The organism is Paractinoplanes globisporus DSM 43857 (genome assembly GCF_000379645.1).
In the GTDB taxonomy this organism is placed as follows: domain Bacteria; phylum Actinomycetota; class Actinomycetes; order Mycobacteriales; family Micromonosporaceae; genus Actinoplanes; species Actinoplanes globisporus.
The window spans coordinates 331803-357214 of sequence record NZ_KB903306.1 but is presented as its reverse complement, the minus strand read 5'-3'; the positions used below and the strand labels follow the sequence as shown (position 1 = coordinate 357214).

Annotated in this window: 16 protein-coding genes, 1 pseudogene and 1 riboswitch; of the genes and pseudogenes, 10 read left to right on the top strand and 7 right to left on the bottom strand. The window is 72.4% G+C overall.

The features are described from left to right. Window positions 1-2 precede the first annotated feature (2 nt). The gene (locus tag A3CQ_RS0122020; RefSeq protein WP_020513115.1) at window positions 3-2213 is read right to left on the bottom strand and encodes an AAA family ATPase; all 2211 of its coding nucleotides are present in this window, start codon (window positions 2211-2213) and stop codon (window positions 3-5) included. A gap of 110 nt (window positions 2214-2323) precedes the next feature. Here A3CQ_RS0122020 and A3CQ_RS0122015 point away from each other — a divergent pair, with 110 nt between their 5' ends. After that, window positions 2324-5104 carry an alpha/beta fold hydrolase gene (locus A3CQ_RS0122015; RefSeq protein ID WP_020513114.1) on the top strand — a complete coding sequence of 927 codons (2781 nt, stop codon included), beginning with the start codon at window positions 2324-2326 and terminating at the stop codon, window positions 5102-5104. Continuing rightward, window positions 5101-5961: a DUF2705 family protein gene (locus A3CQ_RS0122010; RefSeq protein WP_026206016.1), complete on the top strand. Its 861-nt coding sequence runs from the start codon at window positions 5101-5103 to the stop codon at window positions 5959-5961. The genes A3CQ_RS0122015 and A3CQ_RS0122010 overlap by 4 nt, the downstream gene beginning before the upstream one ends. Before the next feature lie 250 nt (window positions 5962-6211). On the opposite strand, the pseudogene A3CQ_RS59265 reads toward A3CQ_RS0122010, so the two are convergent. Then, a pseudogene (locus A3CQ_RS59265) lies at window positions 6212-6370 on the bottom strand (transposase); the annotation flags it as partial. Window positions 6371-6492: 122 nt separating this feature from the next. Continuing rightward, window positions 6493-6630, top strand: a riboswitch (SAM riboswitch). 10 nt (window positions 6631-6640) lie between these two features. On the opposite strand from A3CQ_RS59265, the gene thrC reads away from it, so the two are divergent. Continuing rightward, window positions 6641-7921, top strand: a complete 1281-nt coding sequence (gene thrC / locus A3CQ_RS0122005) for a threonine synthase (protein ID WP_020513112.1) — start codon at window positions 6641-6643, stop codon at window positions 7919-7921. A gap of 255 nt (window positions 7922-8176) precedes the next feature. Here thrC and A3CQ_RS0122000 read toward each other — a convergent pair whose 3' ends face one another. Further along, the gene (locus A3CQ_RS0122000; protein ID WP_084699176.1) at window positions 8177-8638 is read right to left on the bottom strand and encodes a GNAT family N-acetyltransferase; all 462 of its coding nucleotides are present in this window, start codon (window positions 8636-8638) and stop codon (window positions 8177-8179) included. A 147-nt stretch (window positions 8639-8785) separates the two neighbouring features. Here A3CQ_RS0122000 and A3CQ_RS0121995 point away from each other — a divergent pair, with 147 nt between their 5' ends. Beyond that, window positions 8786-9712 carry a hypothetical protein gene (locus A3CQ_RS0121995; RefSeq protein WP_157296137.1) on the top strand — a complete coding sequence of 309 codons (927 nt, stop codon included), beginning with the start codon at window positions 8786-8788 and terminating at the stop codon, window positions 9710-9712. Between the two features lie 288 nt (window positions 9713-10000). After that, the gene (gene groL, locus A3CQ_RS0121990) at window positions 10001-11623 is read left to right on the top strand and encodes a chaperonin GroEL (RefSeq protein WP_020513109.1); all 1623 of its coding nucleotides are present in this window, start codon (window positions 10001-10003) and stop codon (window positions 11621-11623) included. Window positions 11624-11705: 82 nt separating this feature from the next. Here groL and A3CQ_RS0121985 read toward each other — a convergent pair whose 3' ends face one another. Further along, window positions 11706-17036, bottom strand: coding sequence for an Ig-like domain-containing protein (locus A3CQ_RS0121985; RefSeq protein ID WP_157296135.1), 5331 nt, complete (start codon window positions 17034-17036; stop codon window positions 11706-11708). 64 nt (window positions 17037-17100) lie between these two features. On the opposite strand from A3CQ_RS0121985, the gene A3CQ_RS64060 reads away from it, so the two are divergent. Further along, entirely contained in the window at window positions 17101-18441 is a 1341-nt protein-coding gene (locus A3CQ_RS64060; protein ID WP_084699168.1) for an RNA-guided endonuclease InsQ/TnpB family protein, read from the top strand. On the opposite strand, the gene A3CQ_RS0121980 is transcribed toward A3CQ_RS64060, so the two are convergent. Beyond that, entirely contained in the window at window positions 18421-19356 is a 936-nt protein-coding gene (locus tag A3CQ_RS0121980; protein ID WP_020513107.1) for a GNAT family N-acetyltransferase, read from the bottom strand. The genes A3CQ_RS64060 and A3CQ_RS0121980 overlap by 21 nt on opposite strands. A gap of 72 nt (window positions 19357-19428) precedes the next feature. Between A3CQ_RS0121980 and A3CQ_RS0121975 the strand changes: the two genes are divergently transcribed. Beyond that, window positions 19429-21228: a glycerol-3-phosphate dehydrogenase/oxidase gene (locus A3CQ_RS0121975; protein ID WP_026206015.1), complete on the top strand. Its 1800-nt coding sequence runs from the start codon at window positions 19429-19431 to the stop codon at window positions 21226-21228. Beyond that, entirely contained in the window at window positions 21225-21494 is a 270-nt protein-coding gene (locus A3CQ_RS0121970) for a DUF4031 domain-containing protein (protein WP_020513105.1), read from the top strand. Before A3CQ_RS0121975 ends, A3CQ_RS0121970 begins: the two co-directional genes overlap by 4 nt. Here A3CQ_RS0121970 and A3CQ_RS0121965 read toward each other — a convergent pair. After that, a complete protein-coding gene (locus A3CQ_RS0121965) occupies window positions 21469-22113 on the bottom strand; it encodes an HD domain-containing protein (RefSeq protein WP_020513104.1) in 645 nt (214 codons plus the stop codon). The two genes, A3CQ_RS0121970 and A3CQ_RS0121965, sit on opposite strands and share 26 nt — an antisense overlap. Before the next feature lie 31 nt (window positions 22114-22144). Between A3CQ_RS0121965 and A3CQ_RS0121960 the strand changes: the two genes are divergently transcribed. Next, window positions 22145-23311, top strand: a complete 1167-nt coding sequence (locus tag A3CQ_RS0121960; protein ID WP_020513103.1) for an FUSC family protein — start codon at window positions 22145-22147, stop codon at window positions 23309-23311. Between the two features lie 71 nt (window positions 23312-23382). Next, window positions 23383-25095: a PrsW family intramembrane metalloprotease gene (locus A3CQ_RS0121955; protein ID WP_020513102.1), complete on the top strand. Its 1713-nt coding sequence runs from the start codon at window positions 23383-23385 to the stop codon at window positions 25093-25095. A gap of 6 nt (window positions 25096-25101) precedes the next feature. Here the strand turns inward: A3CQ_RS0121955 and A3CQ_RS0121950 are convergent, their stop codons facing one another. Beyond that, window positions 25102-25398 carry a GroES family chaperonin gene (locus A3CQ_RS0121950; RefSeq protein WP_211216660.1) on the bottom strand — a complete coding sequence of 99 codons (297 nt, stop codon included), beginning with the start codon at window positions 25396-25398 and terminating at the stop codon, window positions 25102-25104. Window positions 25399-25412 lie beyond the last annotated feature (14 nt).

Here is a 25412-nt window from a genome sequence, read left to right as displayed (position 1 = left end):
CCTCAGCTTGGTTGATGTTCTTTCGCGTACGTCGAGAGCCAGGCGACCTGGACCGGGTCGAGAGAGGCCCGCACTCGCTTGCGCGCGGTCTCCACGTTCGCCGCCGTGACGGTGGTCGCCTCGAGTGAGTCACGCATGGCGGACAGCGCCGACTCGCGGATGAGCGCCGCGCAGTCGGCCGCCGAGAAACCGTCGAGCTCGGCCCCGAGCGCGTCGAGGTCGACCGACTCGTCCAGCGGCACCTGTTTCGAGGATGCTCGCAGGATCGCCGCGCGGGCGGGGCCGTCCGGCGGCGGAACGTAGACGAGCCGCTCGAGCCGCCCGGGCCGCAGCAGCGCCGGGTCGATCAGGTCGGGCCGGTTGGTGGCGCCGACCACCACCACGTTGCGCAGGTCTTCGACCCCGTCGAGCTCGGTCAGCAGCGCCGCCACGACTCGGTCGGTCGTACCGCCGTCCGTGGCCTGCCCGCGGGTGGGCGCGAGCGCGTCCACCTCGTCGAGGAAGACCAGCGTCGGTGCCGCGTCCCGCGCCCGGCGGAACAGCTCGCGCACCGCCCGCTCGCTGTCGCCGACCCACTTGCTGAGCAGCTCGGCGCCCTTGACCGAGAGCACGTTGGCCTTTCCGGTGCCGGCGATGGCCTTGACCAGGTACGTCTTGCCGCAGCCGGGCGGGCCGTAGAGCAGCACGCCGCGCGGCGGGGAGACGCCGAGCCGGGCGAACGTGTCGGGGTAGGTCAGCGGCCACAGCACCGACTCGGTGAGCACCTGCTTGACGTCCTCGAGGTCGCCCACGTCGTCGAGGGTCACGGCGGCGACCTCGAGCGTCGAGTCGGCCATCGAGGTGGGCCGGACCACGTCGAGCGCGGCCTCGAAGTCGTCCATGGTCACCGTGGGCGACTCGGCCTCTTTCTGCCGAAGGGCGGCGCGGACCCCGGCCTCGCGGGCGAGCGCGCCCAGGTCGGCGGCGACAAATCCGGGGGTACGCCCGGCGACGTCGTCGAGGCGGACGTCCTCGGACAGGGGCATGCCGCGGGTGAGCACGCCGAGCTGCTGGCGGCGCATGGCCGCGTCCGGCAGCGGCACGGCCAACTGCACGGCGAGCAGGTCGGGGGCGCGCAGCGACGGGTCGACCGATTCCGGCCGGCTGGTCGTGCAGACCACCGCCACGCCGGCCCGCACCGTTTCCTCCAGCAGCTGGTGGAAGACGGTGGACAGCGGTCCCGGCTCGTCGCGCGGCGCGAGCGCCTCGACGTCGGAGAAGAGCAGCACGGCCGGTCCCTCGGCGCGCGCGTCCTTGGCCAGCGCCCGCAACTGCCGGGCGGCCGAGTCGTTGGTGAGCGCCGCGAGCGAGGGCGCCCAGGCCGGCAGCACCCGGGCGCCGACCTGGGCGGCGACGGCTCGCACCAGCGCCGACTTGCCCGAGCCGGACGGCCCGGAGATGAGCACGCCGAGCGAGACCTTGGTGCCGAGCCGGGCCAGCACCTCGCCGTGGTGGAAGCCGAGGTCGAGCAGCTCCTCCAGCTCTTTGGCCTGGGCGCGGAGGCCGGGCAGGTCGTCGAGGCTGGGCGGCGGCACCTCGGGATCGGTGGCGGCGGGCGCGGTGGCGGCCACGGCCCGGGTGGTCGCGGTGCCGCCGATGGTCTGGTATCCGTCCGCCCAGCCGACCACCGTGTCCATCGTCACCAGGGCGGCGTCGGTCTCCTCGACGGCGGTCACCGTGAGCAGGGCGGTGGTCCAGCCGTAGCCGACCCGGTTGGCGAGGCTGCGCCGGGCCGCCTCGACCAGCGAGCGGTTGCCGGCGTCGGGCAGTACGTCCTGCGGCAGGAGCGAGACGTCGTCGCCGGCGCTGACCACCTTGCCGAGCAGCGCGAGCCGCAACATCTCGGGCGAGACGACCGCGACGATCTCGGGCGGGCCGGTGAGCGTGACCCGGCGCGCCTCGACCACCGGCAGCGACGCGATCGTGACCTGGCCGCCGTCGCGCATGCCGAGGTTGCCGATCGTGAGGTCGTCGGCGTAGAGCAGGGCGCGGCTCGCCGTCGCCTCGGCCCGGGCGGCCACGCCGGCGGTCGTGCGGTTGCCGGCCAGCCGCACCGGATCGCCGGGGTTGATCGCCAGGGCGGCCATGACCTCGGGGTGGAGCCGCACGACGCCACGCCGGGCATCGAGGGCCGCCGGCCGCAGGGTAACGGTCAGCGTGAGTTCATCGGCCACCGCGGCATGCCTCCGTCGTCGCTCCGGATTCAGGTGTACACGCTATCCCGGTCGCGCCGCCCCCGATGGCTCACAGCCGGGGCTCAGATCCGGGCGGATAGCTTTGGCTCATGTCACTGTCGAGCCGGTTGCGCAAGGGGATCACCCGCCGCCGCGTCATCGCGGGCTCCGTGGTCCTTGTGCTGGTCGCCGGGCTCGTCGGCTGGGCGGTCTGGCCCAGCACCCCGGGCTGGACGGCCACCGACCAGCGGATCACCGTGCGGTCCGGGCCGGGCGGCGATCAGCCGGTCGAGCTCGACACCCGCTTCTACCTGCCTCGCGACCGCAGCGGCCGGGTCCCGGCGGTTCTGTTGGCGCACGGCTTCGGCGGTACGAAGGACTCCGTCAGCGACGACGCCCAGTCGCTCGCCGAGCGCGGTTATGCGGTGCTCACCTGGACCGCCCAGGGCTTCGGCCGCAGCACCGGCCAGATCCACCTCGACAGCCCCGACTACGAGGTGAAAGACGCCCAGCGCCTCCTCGACTGGCTGGCGGCCCGGCCCGAGGTGCGACTCGACGCGGCCGGCGACCCCCGGGTGGGCGTGGTCGGCGGCTCGTACGGCGGCGGCCTTGCCCTGCTGCTCGCCGGCCAGGACCCCCGGGTCGACGCGATCGTCCCGTCGATCACCTGGAACGACCTGACCAAGGTCTTCCTGCCGCAGTCGGCCGACCCGACCACCGCGACCGGCGTCTTCAAGAAGGGCTGGGCCGGCCTCTACTTCGGCAACGGCGCGGCGGTGGGCCAGTCCGCCCTCGGCGGCGGGACGGGCGAAGACGCGGGCGCCGGCGGCGGAGCCGGTGCGACCGACCCGGCCTGCGGGCGGTTCGCGGCCGACGTCTGCCAGGCCTACCTTCAGCTCGCCACCACCGGCAAGCCGGACGCCGCGACCCTCGCCCTGCTGCGGCGGTCGAGCCCGGCCACCGTGCTCGACAAGATCAAGGCACCCACGCTGCTGATCCAGGGCGAGGTCGACACGCTCTTCCCGCTCTCCGAGGCGGATGCGAACGCGAAGGGCATCGCCGCCACCGGCACCCCGGTGCGGGTCGCCTGGTTCACCGGCGGCCACGACGGCGGCGCCGGACCGCAGACCGACCAGGACAGGGTCAAGTTCCTCACCGTCCAGTGGCTCGACCACTACGTGAAGGGCGAGGGCGACGCCCCGAAAAACAGCTTCACCTACTCCCGGGTCGCCGGTTTCAGCGCGCTCGACCGGGGCTTGGTGACCAACGGGTACTCCACCGACACGTACCCGGGAATGACCGGAACCGGAAGTACCCAGGTCTCCCTGGCCGGGTCGGCGCAGCCGATCGCCAACCCGCCGAACGGCAACCCGGGCGCGCTCTCCTCGCTGCCCGGCGCCGGCGGCCGGCTCAGCGAGCTGCTCGGCGGCATCGCGGGCGACATCCCCGGCCAGTTCGCGACGTTCGAGTCGACGCCGGTGACCAGCGCGATCGAGGTGGCCGGCGCGCCCACCGTGCGGCTGCGCGCGGCCTCGCCGACCGGGGAGGCGACCGTCTTCGTCAAGCTCTACGACGTCGACGAGTCGGGGGCCGAGACGCTCAGCGCCGGCCTGGTCGCCCCGGTCCGGCTCACCGGCCTGCCGGCCTCGATCGACCAGGCGCACGAGGTGACGGTCACCCTGCCCGCGATCGTCCGGCGGATCGATTCCGGTCACACCGTCCGCGTCGTCGTCGCCACCAGTGACCAGGCGTTTCTCACCCCGGCGCAGCCGACGGTCTACACCGTTCAGGTCGGTGGGGCGATCACGCTGCCGACCGTGGTCGGCACCCCGATCGCCAACCCGCAGACGATCTGGCGCTACGTCCTGGCCGGCCTGCTGGTGGCGATCGTGCTGGGTCTCGCGGTGGTGCTGCTCGTGCGCCGTCGCCTGCGTCGTCGCCGGCACGACGAGGTGGTCGCGGAGTTCGCGGAGACCCCGCTCGTGGTCCGAGACCTCCGCAAGGCGTACTCGGACGGCTTCGTCGCGGTCGAGGAGATCAGCTTCACCGTCGAGCGCGGGCAGGTCGTCGGTCTGCTCGGGCCGAACGGCGCCGGCAAGACCACCACGCTGCGGGTGCTGATGGGCCTGACCATGCCGACCGGCGGCGACGCCCTGGTCTTCGGCCACCGGCTGAGCCCGGGCGCGCCGATCCTGTCCCGGGTGGGCGCGTTGGTCGAGGGGCCCGGCTTCCTGCCGCACCTCAGCGGCCTCGACAACCTCAAGGCCTACTGGCGGGCGACCGGCCGGCCGGAATCGGACGCGCACTTCGAGGAGGCGCTCGAGATCGCCGGCCTCGGTGACTCGGTGCACCGCAAGACCCGCAAGTACAGCCACGGCATGCGGCAGCGGCTCGCGATCGCGCAGGCCATGCTGGGGCTGCCCGAGCTGCTGGTGCTCGACGAACCGACCGACGGGCTCGACCCGCCGCAGATCGCCGAGATGCGCCGGGTGCTGCGGCGCTACGCCACCGACGGCCGGGCGGTGCTGGTCTCCAGCCACCTGCTAGCCGAGGTCGAACAGACCTGCACGCACGCCGTGGTGGTGAACAAGGGCCGGATCGTGGCGTCCGGGCCGGTCGACGAGATCGTCGGCGAGTCGCCCTCGGTCCTGCTCGACGTGTCGGACGTGCCGGCCGCCTCCCGGGTGCTGCAGGGGCTGGGCGTGCGCTCGGTGACTCCGGACGGCCCGTCCGGCCTGATCGTGGACGTGAACGGCACAGCCCGGGCCGAGGTGGTGGCCTCGCTGGTGCGGGCCGGCGTCGACGTCGACCGGGTGGTGCCGCGCCGACGGCTCGAGGACGCGTTCCTGGCCCTGGTCGGCGACAACTCGCGGGGGAGTGGGGACCGATGAGCGGCAGCGCGCTGGGGTATAGGGCGTCGGCGACTCTGCCCGTGTGGGCCGAGGTGCGGCGTCAGGCCACGCGACGGCGTACGCAAATGGCCCTGGGTTTCATGGTCTTGTTGCCGATCATCATCCTGATCGCCTTCGAGTTCGGCGGGGGCGGCGGCGACAGCGGCGACCAGAACGGCGGCGCGTTCGGCAGCCTGGTCGATCTGGCCACCTCGGGCGGGCTCAACTTCGCCCTGTTCTGCCTCGCGGTCTCGGCGGGCTTCCTGCTGGTCGTGGTGGTGGCGCTGTTCTGCGGCGACCCGGTGGCCAGCGAGGCGAGCTGGGGCAGCCTGCGCTACCTGCTGGCGATACCGGTGCCGAGGGTCCGGTTGCTCGCGGTCAAGCTGGCGGTAGCGCTGGCCTACTCGTTGCTAGCGCTCCTGATCTTGACAGCCACCGCGCTGCTGGTCGGCACTCTCCGGTACGGCTGGCATCCGCTCGGCAGCACCGTGGCCGCCGCCATCCCGCCCGGACCGGGCCTGCTCCGGCTCCTGGGCATCGTGGCGTACCTGGCGATCATCATGCTGGTCGTGGCCGGCCTGGCCTTCCTGCTCTCGGTGTCGACCGACGCGGCGCTGGGCGCGGTCGGCGGCGCCGTGCTGCTCTGGATCCTGTCCAGCATCCTTGACCAGATCACCGCGCTCGGCAGCATCCGGCTCGGCCTGCCCACCCACTACAGCGACGCCTGGCTCGGGCTGCTCTCCACCCCGCCCCAGGTGGATGACCTGGTCAAGGGCGCGATCGCGGCGATCTGCTACGCCACGCTCTTCTGGTCGCTGGCGTTCTGGCGCTTCACCCGCAAGGACATCACCTCCTGAACGCCGTTCGGACCGAGGTCGCGGGTCGAGAGGTCCCGCGGCCCGCACCCGGCCGCCGTCCCGGCTGCTGAGCCGCCGTTGCGCGCCTGTCGCGCACGGGTGGGTGGCTGGACTGGGCGTGCCATGGCCCGGGGTGCTGCGTGGTCATGCCCGGTTCGGCCCGCGCAGCTCGGCGGAGCGCTGGCCGCGGCGAGTTTGGCAAGTTGGTGTCGCGTCCGCTGGCGTGGTGTACGAACGGCCATCGCTGATCCTTCGCGAGCAGGTTGCGCGGGTAGTGAGTGCGGCAGCGTTGCCAGCCGGCGCCCGGCAGGGCGGCACCGATCGTGGTGACCAGGCCGCGGTAAGCGTCGGAGATGACCAGGCGAACCCCGGACAGGCCCCGGGCCGTCAGCGACCGCAGGAACGCCAGGTCGCAAACCCGTCGGACGCGGACCTTGCCCTCTGTGTCTGGCCGTGCGGGGTGGCTCACACCTCGGGATGACGCGTGAGGGTTCGGCCGGGCACGACGTAAGGTGTGGGAAACAACTGAATACCTCATCCAGAGGGGCAGAGGGAACGGCCCGATGAAGCCCCGGCAACCACCGCGTATGTCTCGATGGAGAGGCCGCGCGCGGCAGGTGCTAATTCCGTCCCTGGCTCGGCAGGCCGCCGTCCGGGGAAAGATGAGAGGAAGGCCTCGATGACGTCTGCCGTCAGCACACCCTCGTCCACCGACTCCCCGGCCCGTGGCCTCGTCTGCCGCGCGTGCGGCGCGGAGTACCCGCTGATCGCCCAGCACGCCTGTTACGAGTGTTTCGGCCCGCTCGAGGTGGCCTACGACCAGGCCGCACTCGCGCGGGTGACCCGTGAGCAGATCGAGGCCGGCCCGCAGAACATCTGGCGTTACGCCGGCCTGCTGCCCGCCGGCCAGGACCCAGCCTCCCGGGTCACCCTCGACCCCGGCCTGACCCCGCTGGTGAGCGCGCCCGCCCTGGCCGCCGCGATCGGCCTGCGCGCGCCGCTGTACGTCAAGGACGACTCGGCCAACCCGACCCACTCGTTCAAGGACCGGGTCGTCTCGGTGGCGCTCACCGCCGCCCGCGGCCTCGGCTTCACGCGCTTCGCCTGCGCCTCCACCGGCAACCTGGCCAACTCGGTCGCCGCGCACGCGGCCCGGGCCGGCGCGCCCAGCATCGTCTTCATTCCGTACGACCTCGAGCAGGGCAAGGTCATCACCACCGCGGTCTACGGCGGCGAGCTGGTCGCGATCGAGGGGTCGTACGACGACGTCAACCGGCTCTGCGGCGAGCTGGTCGAGACCGACGAGTTCGAGGACACCGCGTTCGTGAACGTGAACGTCCGCCCGTTCTACGCCGAGGGCTCCAAGACGCTCGGCTACGAGGTCGCCGAGCAGCTGGGCTGGCGCATCCCGGCCCAGGTCGTCATCCCGATGGCCTCCGGCGAGCTGCTGACCAAGGTGGACAAGGCGTTCCAGGAGCTGGTCGAGATCGGCCTGGCCACCGCGCCCGAGGGCGGCTGGACCGTCTTCGGCGCCCAGTCGGCCGGTTGCAACCCGATCGCCGTGGCCCTGCAGAACGGCACCGACGAGATCGTCCCGGTGAAGCCGACCGGCATCGCGAAGTCGCTGAACATCGGCGACCCGGCGGCCGGCGCGTACGCGATCGAATCGGTCCGGCGCACGGGCGGCTGGATGGACTACGCCGACGACGACGAGATCCGCGACGGCATCCGGCTGCTGGCCGAGACGACCGGCGTCTTCGCCGAGACCGCGGGCGGCACCACGATCGCGGTCCTCAAGAAGCTGGTGGCCGCCGGGAAGCTCGATCCCGAGAAAGAGACCGTCGTCTACAACACCGGCGAGGGACTCAAGACGCTCGACGCGGTCGCGGGCCTGGTCGGGCCCACTCACCAGATCAAACCGTCGCTGCGCGGGGCACGCGAGGCCGGCCTGCTGGGATGACTGTCGGTAGTCAACTGTCTGCCAATAGTTGAAGATTCCATCCTCGGAGGACTTGCGCACCGATCTCAGGGTCGGCAGGATGCTCTCTGCGGGAGGGCCGACGCCGTACTGAGGCCCCTCACCTTCGAGCTTGGCGACAATCTCCGAGGGTGCCCAACGACCCAGTGCCGGAGGCGCTGTGCGTCTACCCCTCCCGACCAACGTGACATTCGTGGCCGTCGCTCCCCGGAGCTGACGGCCACGAATGTTTCCGCCTCAGATGCGCCGCCGCATCCTCAGTTCGGTCAGTACCGGAAGCACCGGGTGGGGGACCCGCTCGCCCGTGTCCTCAAAACCCAATTTCTCGTACGCCCGGACGGCGCGCTCGTTCCCGGCGACGACCTCGAGCATGAGCTGGTCCCGCCCGTGCGCCCGGGACCAGGCGGCGACCGCCTCGACCAGCTCGGCCAGCAGCTTGCCGCCGCGGTGTTCCGGGGTCACGTAGACCGCGAAGATCACCGTCTCGCCCGGCTCCTCGGGCAGGACGGTCCCGCCGGCGTGCCCGATCAGCCGGGCCCGGCCGCCCGGGTCGGCGACGAACTGCGCGAGCCGGCCGCCGCGGGCCGCCTCGGCGACGCGCCGCCGATAGGCCTCGTGCGGACGGGCCGCCGCCTGGGCCAGGGTCTCGAGGAAGGCGAGCGGGCTGTCGGCCAGCATCTCGAGGCGCAGCGCGCGCATCCGGGCCGCGTCGTCGAGGGTCACCCGGTGCACGCGCCAGCTGTTCACGCTGTTCTCCCTACCCTGTTCCGGCTCGGCCCGGCAACCTGGTTGCGCAAAACCGGACGGGGGTGGCGCTGCCGCCGACGCCTGGGGCAAAGTGTGTCGATGGATTCGGGCGATGGCCACATGCGGATGGTCGAGGGCCCGGTGGTCGAGGCCGCCGACCCCTGGGACCCGGAATCCCGCACGGCCGAGATCGCCCGTCCCAGCGTCGTGGCGGAGGCCCCCGACCCGTACGACCCGATCGTCCCGCCGCGCTACTCCGGCCGGGCCGCCTGGTTCGCCCGCTGGCGCGGCATTCTGGGCCGCTGCGGCCGGGGGCTGGTGCCGATCGGCCTGCTCGCGGCCGTGCCCATGCACTTCTTCGTCGGCCGGGTGGACGACACGGTCGTGGCCGCGCCCGCCCTCTCCGACATGCTCGGCGGCTTCGCCCTGCTGCTGCTCCCGGTGATGTGGCTGGCGTACTTCGCGGTCTCCGCGCTGCCGCTGGTGATCGGCCTGGCCGCCACGGTCGCGGTGGCGGCGACCGAGGCGGTCACCGGGTCGCTGCCCGGCCCGCGCCGGGTGTGGCGCCTGGTCGCGTATCGCCTGCGCCCGCTCTGGCTCTGGTTCGCCGCGTTCGGCCTGCTGACCCAGGCGCTGCCGCTGCTGCTCACCGCCGACCGGCTGGGCGCGGCGGTGGCGGCGCCGCTGGCGCTCGGCCTCGCCGCGCTCTCCACCGCGGTGCTGACCTTCACCGGCGTCCTCGGCTGCGTCGTGCTGTTCGAGCGCCGGCACGGCCGGCGCCGCGCCCAGCACCTGTGCGCGCTGGCGCCGCTCGGCGGCCTGATCGTGGCCTCGCTCGGGGTCACCGTGCTGCCCCGGCTGACCGACCTGATCTGGGACGGCGTCCTCTCCGGCCTCGTCGCGGTGGTCGCCGTTCTGCTCTGGGCGATCGCCGCCCTGGTGACCTACGCGCGGGCCCGCCGGGCCGAGCGGCCGGTGACCAGCGGGTCGCTGTTCGCCGAGCTCTCGGCGCCCGAGCCCGAGTGACCCCCGGCCGCCCGCGCGCAAGGTGGCGTTTCCTTGCACTCGCCCCCCGGGAGTGCTAAACAGGTCATTGGCACTCGCGACTGCTGAGTGCCAAGCAGGTCGGGACGGTGGGGTTCCGGTCGCGGCGCCGCCATCGGCGCCGGGGCACGGCACCGGTCGTCGCGGGCTATCCGGCTCGGCCTGAGGACGTCACATCGCCAGGTGGTGACGTCCGCAGATCCGCAACGTGCGGGAATGCGGGGCCCCCAGCGGGCCCGGCACCGCGAATGTCCAGGAGGACACAGCCGAATGGCCAAGATCATCGCATTCGACGAGGAAGCTCGTCGGGGCCTCGAGCGAGGCATGAACCAGCTCGCCGACGCCGTCAAGGTGACGCTCGGCCCCAAGGGCCGCAACGTCGTCCTTGAGAAGAAGTGGGGCGCCCCCACGATCACCAACGATGGTGTATCCATCGCCAAGGAGATCGAGCTCGAGGACACCTTCGAGAAGATCGGCGCCGAGCTCGTCAAGGAGGTCGCGAAGAAGACCGACGACGTCGCCGGTGACGGCACGACGACGGCGACCGTCCTGGCCCAGGCGCTGGTTCGCGAGGGCCTGCGCAACGTCGCCGCCGGCGCCAACCCGATGGCCCTGAAGCGGGGCATCGAGGCCGCCGTGGCGAGCGTCTCCGAGGGTCTCTCGCAGATCGCCAAGGACGTGGAGACCAAGGAGCAGATCGCCTCCACCGCCTCCATCTCCGCCGGTGACTCCACGGTCGGCGAGATCATCGCCGAGGCCATGGACAAGGTCGGCAAGGAAGGCGTCATCACCGTCGAGGAGAGCAACACCTTCGGCCTCGAGCTCGAGCTCACCGAGGGCATGCGCTTCGACAAGGGCTACATCTCGGCGTACTTCATGACCGACGCCGAGCGGATGGAGGCCGTCTTCGACGACCCGTACATCCTCATCGCCAACAGCAAGATCTCCGCGGTCAAGGACCTGCTGCCCGTCCTCGAGAAGGTCATGCAGGGCGGCAAGCCGCTGGTCATCATCGCCGAGGACGTCGAGGGCGAGGCCCTGGCGACCCTGGTGGTCAACAAGGTGCGCGGCACCTTCAAGTCCGTCGCCGTCAAGGCCCCGGGCTTCGGTGACCGCCGCAAGGCCATGCTGGAGGACATCGCCATCCTGACCGGTGGCGCCGTCATCAGCGAGGAGGTCGGCCTCAAGCTCGACAACGCCGACCTGAGCCTGCTGGGCACCGCTCGCAAGGTCGTCATCACCAAGGACGAGACCACCATCGTCGACGGTGGCGGCGACGCCGAGCAGATCCAGGGCCGGGTCAACCAGATCCGCGCCGAGATCGAGAAGTCGGACTCCGACTACGACCGCGAGAAGCTGCAGGAGCGCCTGGCCAAGCTGGCCGGCGGCGTTGCGGTCATCAAGGTCGGCGCGGCCACCGAGGTCGAGCTCAAGGAGCGCAAGCACCGCATCGAGGACGCCGTTCGCAACGCGAAGGCGGCCGTCGAGGAGGGCATCGTCCCCGGTGGTGGCGTCGCGCTCGTGCAGGCCGGCAAGACCGCGTTCGAGAAGCTGGACCTGGTCGGCGACGAGGCGACCGGCGCGACGATCGTGAAGCTCGCGCTCGACGCCCCGCTGCGCCAGATCGCCGTGAACGCCGGCCTCGAGGGCGGCGTCGTGGTGGAGAAGGTGCGCAACCTCGAGGCGGGTCACGGCCTCAACGCCGCGACCGGCGAGTACGTCGACCTGCTGGCCGCGGGCATCATCGACCCGGCCAAGGTCACCCGCTCGGCGCTGCAGAACGCCGCGTCGATCGCCGCGCTGTTCCTCACCACCGAGGCCGTCGTGGCCGACAAGCCCGAGAAGACCCCGGCTCCGGCCGGTGCCCCGGGCGGCGGGGACATGGACTTCTGAGTCCAGTCCCATAGCTCCATAGCTCCATTCGGAAGGCGGGTCGCTTCGGCGGCCCGCCTTTCGCGTGCCCGAGTCGGCCGGGTCAGGGGCGGTGGCGGCCCGGGCGGCGGTCCCGGTCGGCCAGCCAGCAGAGCGTGCCGCCGGTCGCGATGGCCAGCAGCCCGGCCCGCGCCACGGCCAGCACGTCGTGCCCGGTGGTCGGCAGGTCCGCGGCCGCCACGACCTGGATCGTCACCCGCCCGGTGGCCCGGCCGCCGTGCCCGTCGCCGATCGTGTAGCCGAGGGCGTCCGTGCCGGCCGCGCCGGCTCGGTAGGTGACGGTCGTGGCGGTGGCCAGGGCCGTGCCGTGCGCGGGCCGGCGGATCGCGATGATCGTGAGCGGGTCGCCGTCCGGGTCCCGGTCGTTGAGCAGCGGCCGGATCACCACGGTGTCCCCGGCGGCGACCGTGACCGTGTCGTCGGCCGCGACGGGCGGCCGGTTGCGGTGGACCGGCGGCCCCGGGTGGCTCGGCGTCGACGGCGTGGGGGAGGCGGTCGGGGCCGGCGAGGGCGTCGGGGAGGTCGTCGGCGGGACGACGACCGGTGCCGCGGGCACGATCACCGAGACCATCGCCATCGCCACGTTGCCGTCGGCGTCCACCACCTCGTACGTGAAGGTGTCGATGCCGAAGAAGCCCGGGTCGGGCACGTAGGTGACGGTGCCGTCCGCGTTGATCACGGCGGTGCCGTGCTGCGGCCGGCCGACGCGGTTGAGCGTGACCGCGCGTCCGTCCTGGCCGGTGCCGGGCAGCCCGATCACGACCGAATGACCGTCGAGCACGGTCGCCTGCTTGTTCGGCACCGAGGGCGGGACGCCGACCACGATCTCGACGGTCGCCGTGGTTTGGTGCCCGGCGTCGTCGGTGGCCGTGTAGCCGAGTGTCGCGAGACCGGCGAACCCGGCCGAAGGCGTGTAGGTCACGTCGCCCGCGGTGAAGGTGGCGGTGCCGTGGTCGGGCACGTCGACCGCGGTGACGGCGAGGGTGCCGGCCGGGTCAAGGTCGTTGGTGAGCACGTCGACAACGATCGCGTGCTGGAACGGCGTGTCCCGGGAGTCCGGCACCGCCACCGGGACGCCCTGCGACACCGTGATCGAGACCGTTCCGGTCGTGAAACCGCCGGCGCCGTCGCCGACCAGGTACGTGAAGGTGTCGGGGCCTACATAGCCGGTTGCCGGGGCGTACCGAATCTGTCCGGAGACGACGGCGGCCGTGCCGTGCCCCGGAAGCCCGGCCCCGACGATGCCGAGGGTTTGACCGGGGTTGGCGTCGGTGTCGTTGGCCAGCACATCCACCAGCACGGTCCGGTCGGAGAGCAGCGCCGCGGTGTCCGCCCGCGCGACCGGCACGGCGTTCGCGACCTGCACCGTGACCTGCGCGGATGCCGTGTTTCCGGCGTCGTCGGTGATGGTGTACCCGAACGCGTCCGCCCCGAGGAAGCCGGGATCCGGCCGGTACTCCACCGTCCCGTTCGCGTTGATCCGGGTGGCGCCGTGCGCCGGCGAACTCGCCGCGCTCACCGTGAGCGGCCGCGACTCCGGGTCGGCGTCGTTGGCCATGACCGCGATGTCGACCGCCGTGTCGGCCGGGATCGGGACGAAGTCGTCGGCCGCCATCGGCACCCCGTTGATGACGATCGCGACGTGGGCCGTGTCGGTGCTCCCGGCGTCGTCGGTGACCACGTAGTCGAAGCCGTCCACCCCCACCGTGCCGGGGTCGGCGCGGTAGGTCAGCACTCCGCCGGAGAGTGTCACCGTGCCCTTCGCGGGTGTGGTGGCCGAGCCGACGCTCAGCGTCTGCCCGGTGTTCGGGTCGGTGTCGTTGGCGAGCACCGGCAGCGCGACCGGCACCGTCGGCCGGGCCGCGAAGATGTCGTCGTTCGCGATCGGCGCGCCGTTGCGGACGGTGATCGTCACGATCGCCGAGTCGGTGAGCCCCGACGGATCCCGGATCGAGTAGACGAAGGCGTCCCCGCCGAAGAAGCCGGTGTCCGGCACGTACGTGATCGTGCCGTTCCCGTTGGGGGTGACCGTGCCGTGCCCGCCCGTCGCGACCGCCGTCAGCGTCACCGAGTCGCCGTTCGGATCGTCGTCGTTGGCCAGCACCGGCACGGTCACCGCGGTGTTGGTGTCGGTGCTGACCGCGTCGGGCCGGGCCACCGGCGCGGTGTTCACGATCGTCACCGTCACGGTCGCGCCGACCGGCGTGCCGTGCCCGTCGTCCAGCGTGTAGTGGAACGAGTCGGTGCCGAGGTAGTGCGCCGGGGTGTAGGTGATCCGCCCGTCCGCCCCGACCGAGGCCGTGCCGTGCGCGGGCGCGACGGTGACCGCCACGTGGAGCGTCTCCCCGTTCGGATCGTCGTCGTCGTTCGCCTGCTCGTCGATCACCAAGGGGGTCCCGCCGACCACCGTCACCGAGTCGTCCCGCGCCACCGCGAGCCCGTTGAGCACGGTCACCGTCACGGTGGCGGTGTCGGTCCCGCCGTTGCCGTCGTCGATCGTGTACGCGAACGAGTCGGACCCCGAAAAGGCGGCGTCCGGCTGGTAGGTGAGGGTGCCGGACGGGTCGCGGGTGACCACTCCGTGCGCCGGCGCGGTCACGCCGGAGACGTGGGTGGTATCGCCGTTCGGGTCGGTGGCCGCGGCCACCACGTCCAGCGTGAACGCCTGGTGATAGCCGGTCGTCGGCGAGAACGGCTGGGCGACCGGCGGGGCGTCGCCGACGGTGATGGTCACCGTCGCGGTGTCGGTCCCGAGGTGGCCGTCGTCGACCGTGTACGGGAACGTCACCGGCCCCCGGAAGCCGGGCGGCGCGGTGTAGGTCACGACGCCCCCCACCAGCGTCACCGTCCCCGAGGCCGGGGTGCCGACCGCGCTCACGGTCAGCGTGTCGTGGTTCGGGTCGGTGTCGTTGGCGGCCGCCGGCACCACCACGCCGGCCCGGGCGGCCGCGTACGTCACGCTCAGCCCGTCGTCGGCCGCGGTCGGCAGCGCGTTCGCCACGTCGACGTACACATTCGCCGTCGCGGTGCCGCCGTTCCCGTCGCTGATCGTGTACGTGAAGGCGGCCGTACCGGCGAAGGCGAGGGTCGGCGCGAACATGACGTCGGTCCCCGTGAAGGTCACCACGCCGTCGCTCGCCGGCACGGGCTGGGTGACCCCGACGACGGTGAGCGGGTCGTGGTTGGGGTCCACGTCGTTCTGCCGTACGTGGATCGTGACGGCGGTGAAGGGCGGCGTGTTGATCATGTCGTCGTTGGCGACCGGCGCCGCGTTCTGCGTGGTCACCGTGACGGTGGCGGTGTCCGAGCCGCCGTGAGGGTCGGCCACCCGGTAGGTGAAGGTGTCGACGCCGGCCCAGTCCGGGTCGGGCGTGTAGGTGATGGTCTGGTTGGCGTGCGCCACCGCGACGCCGTGCGACGGGCCGCCGAGCACCGAGAAGACCAGGCTCGCGAGCGGGTCGTCCGGGTCGCTGTCGTTGCTCTTCACCGTGATCGTGACCGGGGTGGCGAACGGGGTCGTGGCGGCGTCGTCGACGGCCTGCGGTGAGGAGTTGACCGCGAGCGCCGCCGTCGCGACGTCGTTGGCGGCGTTCGAGTCGGAACCGGTGCCGCTCGCCTGGAGCGAGGCGACGGCCGACGACGCCGCGGTGTTGTCCACGGTCGCCGGGATCGTGGCGTTCCCCGAGCTCCCGGCGACCAGCGGGCCGAGCGCGCAGGTGACGACCTGACCGGCGATCGAGCAGCCGGCGGGCGCGGTGCCGGGCGAGACCCCGGCGGGCAGGGTGAGCGTGGCGACCGCGGCCGGTTCCAGGTCGCCGGAGGAGTTGGTGACCGTGACCGTGTAGCTCACCGCGACCGGCGTGCCGGCCCGCTGCACGAAGGCGGGGCTCACGGTGAGCCCGGCGGCCAGGTCGGCGTGCGGCCGCAGCACGGTGGTGGCGACCGTGCCGCCGGTCGCGGCGACGCTGACGCTGATGGTGCGGCCGGTGTAGCTGACGTTGACGAGGTTGGTGATGGCGTACCCGACCGGCACGCCCGCCTGGACCACGACCCGGAACGTGACCCAGGTGGTGCCCAAGTACGGGATCGAGCCCAGACTCCAGCCGGCGGTGCCGGACGCGTACGAGCCGCCGTCGGCGTCGCCGGTGGAGTCGGTGACCGGGGTGCCCTGCACGGTGAGCGAGCCGGGGACGTACGTGGTGAAGGGCGGGACGGCGTCGGCGAGCTTGACCCCGTCCGCGGTGTCGCTGCCGTCGTTGCGCACCGCGATCCGGTACTCGATCACGTCGCCGGGCAGCAGGTCGCCGCCGTTGACGTCGGTGCCGGTGAGCGTGGTGGTGATCTTGGGGGCGTAGAGGTCGATGGTGAACGTGATGACGCCCGGGTAGTACTGGTCGCCGCTGGTGGTCAGGGTCAGCGTCGTCGAGGTGGCGCCGTTCGCGAACATCCCGGACGCGTCGACCTGGTCCACGTCGAAGCCCATCAGGTTCGGGTACCCGGGATTTCGCCCGCCGACCGCCGCGCCCGAGTCGCTCACCGTGCTGTTGAAGAAGTTGTTCGCGGGGTTCTGGCCGTCGGAGAGCGGCTGGCCGTCGACCTCCAGGCTGTCCCCGGTCGTTCCGCGGTCGCCCTCGTACGCGACCGCGCCGATCTTGGCATGCACGATGCCCGAGTGCGGCGTCTCGAAGCCGGTGACCGGAATGTCGGTGTCGGTGCCGGAGACCTGACCGAAGCCGTCGTAGACGCGCAGGCTGCGCATGTCCTCGGCGTCGTTGTGATAAGCCACGACCAAGGACCAGCCCGCGTACGACCCGGCGAGGATCGACGCCTGGATGTTGGCCACCCCGTACACGCCGTTGCCGGTGCCCGCGACCTGGGTGGTCACGTCGGCGAAGCCCTGATAGATGGTCCCGTTCGGGAAGAGCACGCCCGCCGTGACCGAGCTGTACGACGTGCCGCCGTTCACGCTGAACAGAACCTGGTTGCGCGACGCCGAGCCGGAGTCGGCGCCCCAGTACAGCCCGGCGAACAGCACCGTGCTGCCGGCCGGCATGCTCAGCGTCGCCGTGCTCGAGTTGAACGTGGTCGGCAGGCTGTCGGTGTCGACGTACGCCATCGTGTAGTTGTTGTTGTTGAGGGTGGCCCCGGTGGCCGGCGGCGTGATGCTGCGCGCCTGCGGACAGGGGGCCTGCGCGGTCACGCAGGTCAGGTTGGAGTTCCCGCGCAGCAGGATCGACCCGTTGGTGTTGATGTCGAAACGCGCGGCGAACGGCGTCGTCACCGCGGCCTCGGCCCGGCCGGTGACCATGGTCGTCGCCGCCAGCAGCACGGCGACCACCACCATCAGGGCCGCGGACGCCCGGCGCACCCCCACGATCTGAGGCTAGTGCCGTTTCTGCAAGCGTTGGGCGAGGTTGAGCGTTATCGCTCCAGCACCTATGCTTGCCTGGTGCCTAGATGTCGCGAAGCTATGGCCAGTCCGGTCGGACACCGTACTGCCCGGATCGGGTTGCGGCTTACTCACGCGCAGCGGCAGCGGTGCTTCGGCCAGTTGCGGTGAACTGGGCAGTGTGGGAGCCCGGTCGGTCCTGCGCCGGTATTCGGATGCCTGGTTCTCAGCGGCCGCTCGCCGCAAGGGCGGTGCGGTCAACGTCCGATACCCGCGTCGGCGGCGCGCTCTGATGCCGGTGCGTTGGTATCACGGCACGTTCAAGCTGACTGGCCGGGCGTTGCGGCTTCCGGTCGCGCAAGGCCATCCGCCTTTGTTAGTCCGCTTGGATCGGGCGGTGCCATATCCGCCCGATGCCGTGCGGTCGGTGACATTGCTGTTCGCCGACGGACGGTTGTGTGTTGATGTCACTGCTGAGCTTTCCGTAGCCAGCTATCCCAGCGGCCGGGCACCCGACGTTGCGCGGGTCGCCGGTGTCGACCTCGGGATCATTCACCCGTTCGCAGTGGCCAGCACGGACGGTGACAGTCTGCTGGTGTCCGGGCGAGCGATCCGCGCCGAGCATCGCCTTCACCTGGCTGACACCAAGGCCCGCCATCGGGCGGTAGCCGCCCGCGCGCCGAGTCGTGGTCAGCGTGGGTCGCGACGGTGGCGCAGGACCCGGCGCCGAGTCCGCCTGGTCGAGGGTCGGCATCGGCGGCGGGTTCGGCAGGCGCTACATGAGGCCGCGAAGGCCGTCATCGACTGGGCCGTCGAGCGGCGTATCGGCACGCTGACCGTGGGCGATCCGCGAGGAGTATTGGATCGGTCGTCCGGGCGGGTGCACAACCTGCGCCTGCGGCAGTGGCAGATTGGTCGCACACTGCGGATCCTGCAGGACAAGGCCGCTCTCGCCGGCATCCAGGTGCACCTGGTCGACGAGCGAGGTACCTCATCGACCTGTCCCGCCTGTGCGAAGCGAATCTCTAAGCCGACTGGACGGAACCTCTCCTGTCGGCATTGCCAGTTCGTCGGGCATCGCGATCTCGCCGCGGCGTTCACCATCGCCACCCGCACCCCGGGCGGCGTGAACACCACCCCACCTCGGATGGGTGGGATGGTCACGCACCGTCGAGCCGGATCACACCTTCCTGGTGTAGGTCGGGCACGGCGTGACCCTCGCCGCCGGCCGCCTCGGGCGGCGGCAGGGGCATCTGGCCGGCGGCGGCCCGTCCCGCCCTTGGTGGGAAGTCGCTCGTCCACACGAGTGGGCGAGGATCCAGAACAGCATCGGGACCAACCGGTGTATATTCCTGGATGCCGCACTATTTCACAATTGCTTCCGGTATAGGAAGAACACCCTTTCGACCCGGGCGCCGACAGCGGTGGAGTAGAAGGGCATCGGGCCGACCCAGCCGATCTGGGCGGTCTCGTGGCCGTTCGCGCGCTGGTCGGCCAGGCAGCGGCGCAGCAGCACGGCGCCGATGCCGCGGCCGCGGGCGGCGACCGTGGTGCCCATCGGGCCGAACCAGCTCGGGCGGGACGAGCCGTACGCGGCGAAGCCGAGCAGCGTGCCGTCCGCCTCGACGGCGAGGTGACAGCCGGCGCGTTCCCGGCCGATCGAGTGGCTGATCTCACCGGCCCAGCCCTTACCGAAGTTTGCCAGCGCGAAGTCGACCAGCGCGGCGGTGTCCGGCGGCTCGGCCCGGCGGATCGTCACGCCCTCGCCGGCCAACCGCTTCTCGTCCGGCTCGGTGGGGGCGAGGGTGCGCAGGTCGACGGTCATGTTCCAGGCCGGCTGGTCCTGGGCGAAGCCGAGCGCCATGGCCGCGCAGAGGGCCGGTGTGTACCGCACGTCGATGCCCGGCCAGGCGTAGTAGGGCGCGTTCCCGGCCAGCACCACGTCGCCCGCGCCCAGCCCGGCCAGCGCGCCCTCGATCCGCCCCATCAGCGCCCGGCCGACGCCGCGCCGCCGTTCGGCCGGGTCGACCGCGATCAGGTCCACGTGCCCGATGGAGGCGTCGCGATGCGAGACCGAGCCCAGCACCACCCCGATGACCCGATCGCCCGGGGCCACGGCCAGGAAGCCGGCCAGCCGGCGCGGAATCGGCGACCAGCCCTCGGTGCCCGTGGTGTCGCGCAGGCGCCGCACGATCTCGGCGGCCTCGGCCGCGTCCTCGGGGAGATCCAGCGCGTTCCGGCACAGGGCGATCACGGCGGGCAGGTCGTCGTCGGTCAGCTCGGCAATCCAGAACTCGCGGTCCACAACCGCCGAACCTATCCGACAGTGAGATTTTCATCCGCCGGGGTGACCCGCACGGGCGCTAACGTGGGACGGGTGCGCGATCCCTCCGTCTCCCGCTATTCGGCCGGTCGACTCTCCCCGATCCGCCGGTTGTCCGACATCCGGCGTCTCCGCGACGAGCAGTTCGACGTCCTGGTCATCGGCGGCGGGGTCACCGGCGCCGGCGCGGCGCTCGACGCCGCCTCCCGAGGGCTCAAGGTGGCCCTGGTCGAGGCGCGTGACCTGGCCGCCGGCACGTCCAGCCGGTCGAGCAAGCTGATCCACGGCGGCCTGCGTTACCTGGAGCAGCTCGAGTTGCACCTGGTGCACGAGGCGCTGACCGAGCGCGGCCTGCTCTCCACCCGGCTCGCGCCGCACCTGGTGCGCCCGGTGCCGATCCTCGTGCCGCTGCCCGCCTCGTCGCCGCCGGCCCGGGCCTGGCATCGCGCCTACTACGGCCTCGGCGTCGCGGCCTACGACGTGTTCGCCGGCGTCTTCGGCACCGGCCGGGGCATGCCGCTGCACCGCCACCTCACCCGCGACGGCGCCCGCCACCTGTTCCCGAGCCTGCGGGCCGACGCGATCACCGGCGCGATCCGCTACTTCGACGGCCAGGTCGACGACGCCCGCCTGGTGGTCACGCTGGCCCGCACGGCGGCCAGCCTCGGCGCGGCCGTGGTCACCAGCGCCCGGGTGGTCGGCTTCGTGCGCGAGGCGCGCGAGGTGGTCGGCGTCCGGGTCCGCGACCTCGAGTCGCCCGACTCGCCGGAATTCGAGGTGCGGGCCCGCACGGTGGTCGGCGCCACCGGCGTCTGGAGCGACGACATGTCGCAGATGCTCAAGGACGTCGGCGTCCGCCCCGGCCTGCGGGTTCGTGCCTCCAAGGGCGTTCACCTGGTGGTGCCGCGCTCGGCGATCACCGGCGAGGCCGGGCTGATCCTGCGCACGCCGACCTCGGTGCTGTTCGTGATCCCGTGGGGCGGCCACTGGATCATCGGCACCACCGACACCGACTGGAAACTCGACCGCTCGCACCCGGCCGCCTCGGCCCGCGACATCCGATACCTGCTCGACCAGGTCAACACGGTGCTCGACCGGCCGCTGACCACCGACGACATCGAGGGCGTCTACGCCGGGCTGCGCCCGCTGCTCTCCGGCGAGGCCGACTCGACCTCGAAACTCTCCCGCGAGCACGCCGTGTTCGAGCCGATGCTGGGCCTGATGCTGGTCGCCGGTGGCAAGTACACGACGTACCGGGTGATGGCGGCCGACGTCATCGACCGGGCGGTGCGCCGGCTGGGTGGTCCGGCGCTGCCGTCGCGCACCGACCAGCTGCCGCTGCTCGGCGCGGACGGCTATGCCGCCGCCTGGCGCGATCGGCACGACACAGCCCGGCGGCACGGCGTCAGCGCCGGGGTGGTCGAGCATCTCCTCGAGCGGTACGGGACGCTGACCGTCCATCTGCTCGCGATGATCGCCGCCGAGCCCGGGCTGGCCACCCCGCTGACCGGCGCACCGGAATACCTGGCCGCCGAGATCGCGTACGCGTCGCTCGCCGAGGGCGCCCTGCACCTGGACGACGTGCTCACCCGCCGTACCCGCATCTCGATCGAGACCGCGCACCGCGGCACCGAGTCGGCCGCCCACGCCGCCGCGATCATGGGCGACGCCCTGGGCTGGGACAAGGCGGTGCGCGAGCGGGAGATCGAGCACTACCTGGCCCGGGTCGCCGCCGAGCGGCAGTCGCAGACCATGCCCGACGACCTGACCGCCGACGCGGCCCGGATAGGCGTGCCGGACGTCCGCGGCTTCGCGGCCGACCGGGGGATAGACCTCCTAGAGATCGATCTTTGATCCTCGTCGACGAGCCGCTCTGGCCGGCCCGGGGTCGCCTCTGGTCCCACCTGGTCAGCGACGTGTCGTACGCCGAGCTGCACGTGTTCGCCGAGATGCTGGGCGTGCCGCGCCGGGGCTTCGACCGGGATCACTACGACATCCCGGAGCAGCGGTTCCGCAGCGCGCTCTGGCTCGGCGCCACCCTGCTGCCCTCCCGCGAGCTGGCGTTCCGCCTGCGGGCGGCCGGATTACGCCGGCCTAAGCACCTCGCAGCTCGCGGGTGAGGTTGGCGCGCGCCTTCTCCTCCCAGGCCGCGCGCAGCGGCTCGAGGCGGTAGATCGACGGCAGCTCGAGCAGCGCCTTGAGCACCTGGGCCCGGCCGTCGCGGAAGGCGTCGTCGGGGACGTGCGCGTACTCCCGGCGGATGGCGGCGGTGTAGTCCGCGTACGCCTGCTCGTCGCTCGCCAGAATGGCCAGGTCGGCGTCGCAGAGCAGCTCGCCGTCGGGGTCGTCCTCCTCGGTGGCGTGTCCTGCCGTCAGCCCCACCAGCCGCGCCACCTCGGCCCCGGTCGCGGCCGGCACGCCCAGCGTCGCCAGCAGGCCCTCGGCGAACTCGGCGCTGTCCCGCTCGTTCGCGTCGCCGAGCGCCCGCGGGTCGTAGACGGCGTCGTGCATCCACGCCGCCAGCCGCACCCTTTCCGGATGCGGCGCGAGCCCGGCATAAAGATCCACCACATGGAGTACGGCCGACAGGTGCGCCACGGTGTGGTAGTGCCGCTGCGGCTCCGACCAGCGGGAGAGCAGGTACTGGCCGGCGGCCGTCAGATCGGCGTCGTCCGCGGTGGCGCCGGCCTGCCGGGCCGCCGTGCGGAACTCGTCCACGAGTGATGTCACGACCGCCATCCTGGCACGCCCGTCAGTAGGGTCTGAGTCCATGACGTCCGCGCCGGCCCGGCTCGTGGCCCGGTCGCGCGCCGGGCTGGCCGCGGGCCTGCACCGGGTGCGCGGCGGCCTGGCACTCGCCGTCCAGGCCGGGTTGGGCGCCGGGATCGCCTGGTTCCTCGCGCACGACGTGATCGGCCGCCCGGCGCCGTTCTTCGCACCGATCGCCGCCGTGATCACGCTGGCGTCCTCGGTCGGCCAGCGCGCCCGCCGCACGGTCGAGCTGGTCATCGGGGTGGCCATCGGCATCGGCATCGGCGACGCGCTGATCCTGCTGATCGGCAGCGGCCCGTGGCAGATCGGCCTGGTCGTGCTGCTGGCGATCCTGGTCGCGACCGCGGTCGGCGGCGGCACCCCGCTGGTCGTCCAGTCCGCCTCCTCGGCCGTGCTGGTGGCCACCCTCACCTCGGCCTCCGGCCTGCCCTGGACCCGTTTCTTCGACGCGCTGGTCGGCGGCGGGGTCGGCCTGGTGGTGATGACGGTGCTGCTGCCGCTCAACCCGCTCAGCGTCGTGCGGCGGGCGGCCGACCCGGCGCTGCGGGCCCTCGCCGACGGCCTGCACGACGTCGCGACCGGTCTGCGGGCCCGCGACCGGGACGAGATCGAGGCGACGCTGGTACGACTGCGCGCGGCCGAGACGTCGTTCGCCGCGTTCTCCACGGCGGTCACCGCGGCCCGGGAGAACGTCGCCTTCGCGCCCGCCCGCTGGCACACCCGGGGCGCCCTGGCCCAGTACGTGGACGGCGCGGCCCAGGTCACGTACGCGCTGCGCAACGTGCGGGTGCTGATCCGCCGGGTGAGCACCGGGCTGGGCGACGAGGAGAAGATGCCGCCGGTGCTGGCGACCGCCATCGAGCTGCTCGGGGACGCGGTCGACCTGCTGCGCCAGGAGTGGGCGCGGGCGGACGAGCCGCTGGCGGCACGGGAACGGGCGCTCGGCGCGGTCGCGGAGGCCGCCAAGGCGTACGACGAAGGGGTTGGCTTCTCCGGAGGCGTGGTGGTCGCCCAGATCCGCTCGACCGCCACCGATCTGCTGCGGGCGAGCGGGGTCGACTTCGCCGAGGCCCCGCGCCTGGTCCGGCGGGCCGCCGGCTGGCACAACCGCCCCCGGGCCACCCGGCGCTCCGGCCGCCGCCCGCCGTCTCCGGGCCATACCTGACCCGTCTTTCTTGATCGTCTGAGCGCACCGCGGGACCGCCCGCACCCGTCCGGGTGACTACGCTGGCGGGCATGGCCGACGTTTCACCGGGCGGGCCGCCCGACCCGAGCGCCCCCACCCAGGCCGTGCCCTACCCGGGCGCGCCGGGGTACCAGGGGTATCCGGCGTACCCGGCCGCTCCCGGCCCCGACTCGGCCTTGGCGATGCCCCCGGCCCTGGGGCCGTCCCCGCGCCGCCGGCAGTGGGATCGCATTCTCCCGATCGCCGGCGTGATCCTGTTCCTGGCGGCCGGCGCGATCAGCCTGCTGATCTACCTGGGCGTCAAGATCGGCATCACCGACCTCCTGGTCGGGCTGGGCGCCGCGGTCATCCCGGTCCCGCTGCTGGTGGCGGCGTTCATGTGGCTCGACCGGTACGAACCGGAGCCGGTCCGCCACCTGGCGTTCTGCTTCGCCTGGGGCGCCGCGATCGCCACCGGGGTCGCCCTGCTGGTCAACAACGGGGCGTCCAAGCTCTTCGACTCGCTGGGCCTGTCCGACGCGCTGGTGGCCGTCCTGGTCGCGCCGTTCATCGAGGAGTCGATGAAGGCGCTCGGCCCGATCCTGCTCTTCTGGCGCCGCCGCAGCGAGTGGTCCGGCATCACCGACGGCATCGTCTACTGCGGCATGTCGGCGGTCGGCTTCGCCATGGTGGAAAACATCCTCTACCTCGGCAAGCACGGCTACGGCGCGGGCGTCGAGGAGTACGGCCCGGCCAGCGGCCTGCAGAACCTCTTCTTGATCTTCATCGTGCGCATCCTGTTCACGGGCTTCGCGCACCCGCTCTTCACCTCGATGACCGGCATCGGCCTGGGCATCTCGGCCCGCTCGGGCGACCGCCGGGTCCGCTGGCTCGCGCCGATCGCCGGCCTGCTCGTGGCGATGATCCTGCACGGCACGTTCAACCTGCTGCCCACGCTCGCGGCGACCCTCTCCCAGCCGCTGATCATGCTGTACGGCTACGTGGGCTTCATGGTCCCGTTCTTCTTCGCCGCGGTCGGCTTCGCCATCGCGCTGCGCGGCTGGGAGGGCCGCCTGACCGAGCGGGTGCTCCCGCTCTACGTCCGCACCGGCTGGTTCTCCCCGCCCGAGGTGGCGAGCCTGGGCAGCCTCGGCCGGCGGCACTCCGCCCGCCAGTGGGCCGAGCGGGTCGCCGGGCCGGTGGGCCAGCGGGCCATGCGCGACTTCCAGTTCGCCGCCACCCAGCTCGCCCTGCTGCGCGACGGCATGCAGCGCGGGCTGCACCGCAAGCCGGAAGAACAGCTGAAATCCACCACTGAGGAGCACCGCCTGCTGACGGAGCTGCAGTCCTATCGGCAGGAGTTCACGGCGAAGGACCCGACGACGCCGCAGGCCTTCTGGGACGGGGTGAACTACCACATCGTCTTCCCCGACGGCATCCAGCGCACGCTGCCGGCGCCGGCCGACCCGGTCGTCCCGGTCCCGATCCGCCTGCCGGTCTACTCGCCCTACGCCCCGGCGTACACGCCTCCGGGCCCGGGTTACGGGCCGCCGGGTTATGCGAACCCCGGTTACGGGCCGCCGGGTTATGCGGGTCCCGGCTATGCGCCTCCGGGCTACGCGGGTCCCGGTTACGCGGCGCCCAACCAACCGGCGCCGGGCTACGGATATCCGCCGCCCCCGGGTTACCCGGCTCCGCCGCCGTTCGCGCAACCCCCGTACCCGTACCCGTCGCCATCACCGAGCCCGACCACCCCGCCGGCGGACCCGAACCGCCCGGCGTAACCAACCTCAGAGGTAAAGGCCCGTCCCGTCGGACTCGACCCGGCTGGCCGCCACGGCGTGCACGTCACGCTCGCGAAGCAGCACGTACTCGCGGCCGTGGAGCTCGACCTCGGAGCGATCGTCCGGATCGAACAACACCCGGTCACCGACCACGATCGAGCGGACGTTCGGCCCGACACCGACGGCCGTGGCCCAGGACAGTCGCCGGCCGACCGACGCGGTGGCCGGAATCACGATCCCGGCGGACGATCGCCGTTCCCCCTCGCCGCCGTCCTGACGAACAAGTACACGATCATGCAACATCCGGATCGGCAGTC

Coding starts and splice junctions, on each gene's coding strand:
- A3CQ_RS0122015 (WP_020513114.1), top strand. CDS start 2,324: ATGTCACTGTCGAGCCGGTTGCGCAAGGGGATCACCCGCCGCCGCGTC.
- A3CQ_RS0122010 (WP_026206016.1), top strand. CDS start 5,101: ATGAGCGGCAGCGCGCTGGGGTATAGGGCGTCGGCGACTCTGCCCGTG.
- thrC (WP_020513112.1), top strand. CDS start 6,641: ATGACGTCTGCCGTCAGCACACCCTCGTCCACCGACTCCCCGGCCCGT.
- A3CQ_RS0122000 (WP_084699176.1), bottom strand. CDS start 8,638: ATGCGCGCGCTGCGCCTCGAGATGCTGGCCGACAGCCCGCTCGCCTTC.
- A3CQ_RS0121995 (WP_157296137.1), top strand. CDS start 8,786: ATGGATTCGGGCGATGGCCACATGCGGATGGTCGAGGGCCCGGTGGTC.
- groL (WP_020513109.1), top strand. CDS start 10,001: ATGGCCAAGATCATCGCATTCGACGAGGAAGCTCGTCGGGGCCTCGAG.
- A3CQ_RS64060 (WP_084699168.1), top strand. CDS start 17,101: ATGCTTGCCTGGTGCCTAGATGTCGCGAAGCTATGGCCAGTCCGGTCG.
- A3CQ_RS0121965 (WP_020513104.1), bottom strand. CDS start 22,113: ATGGCGGTCGTGACATCACTCGTGGACGAGTTCCGCACGGCGGCCCGG.
- A3CQ_RS0121960 (WP_020513103.1), top strand. CDS start 22,145: ATGACGTCCGCGCCGGCCCGGCTCGTGGCCCGGTCGCGCGCCGGGCTG.
- A3CQ_RS0121955 (WP_020513102.1), top strand. CDS start 23,383: ATGGCCGACGTTTCACCGGGCGGGCCGCCCGACCCGAGCGCCCCCACC.
- A3CQ_RS0121950 (WP_211216660.1), bottom strand. CDS start 25,398: ATGTTGCATGATCGTGTACTTGTTCGTCAGGACGGCGGCGAGGGGGAA.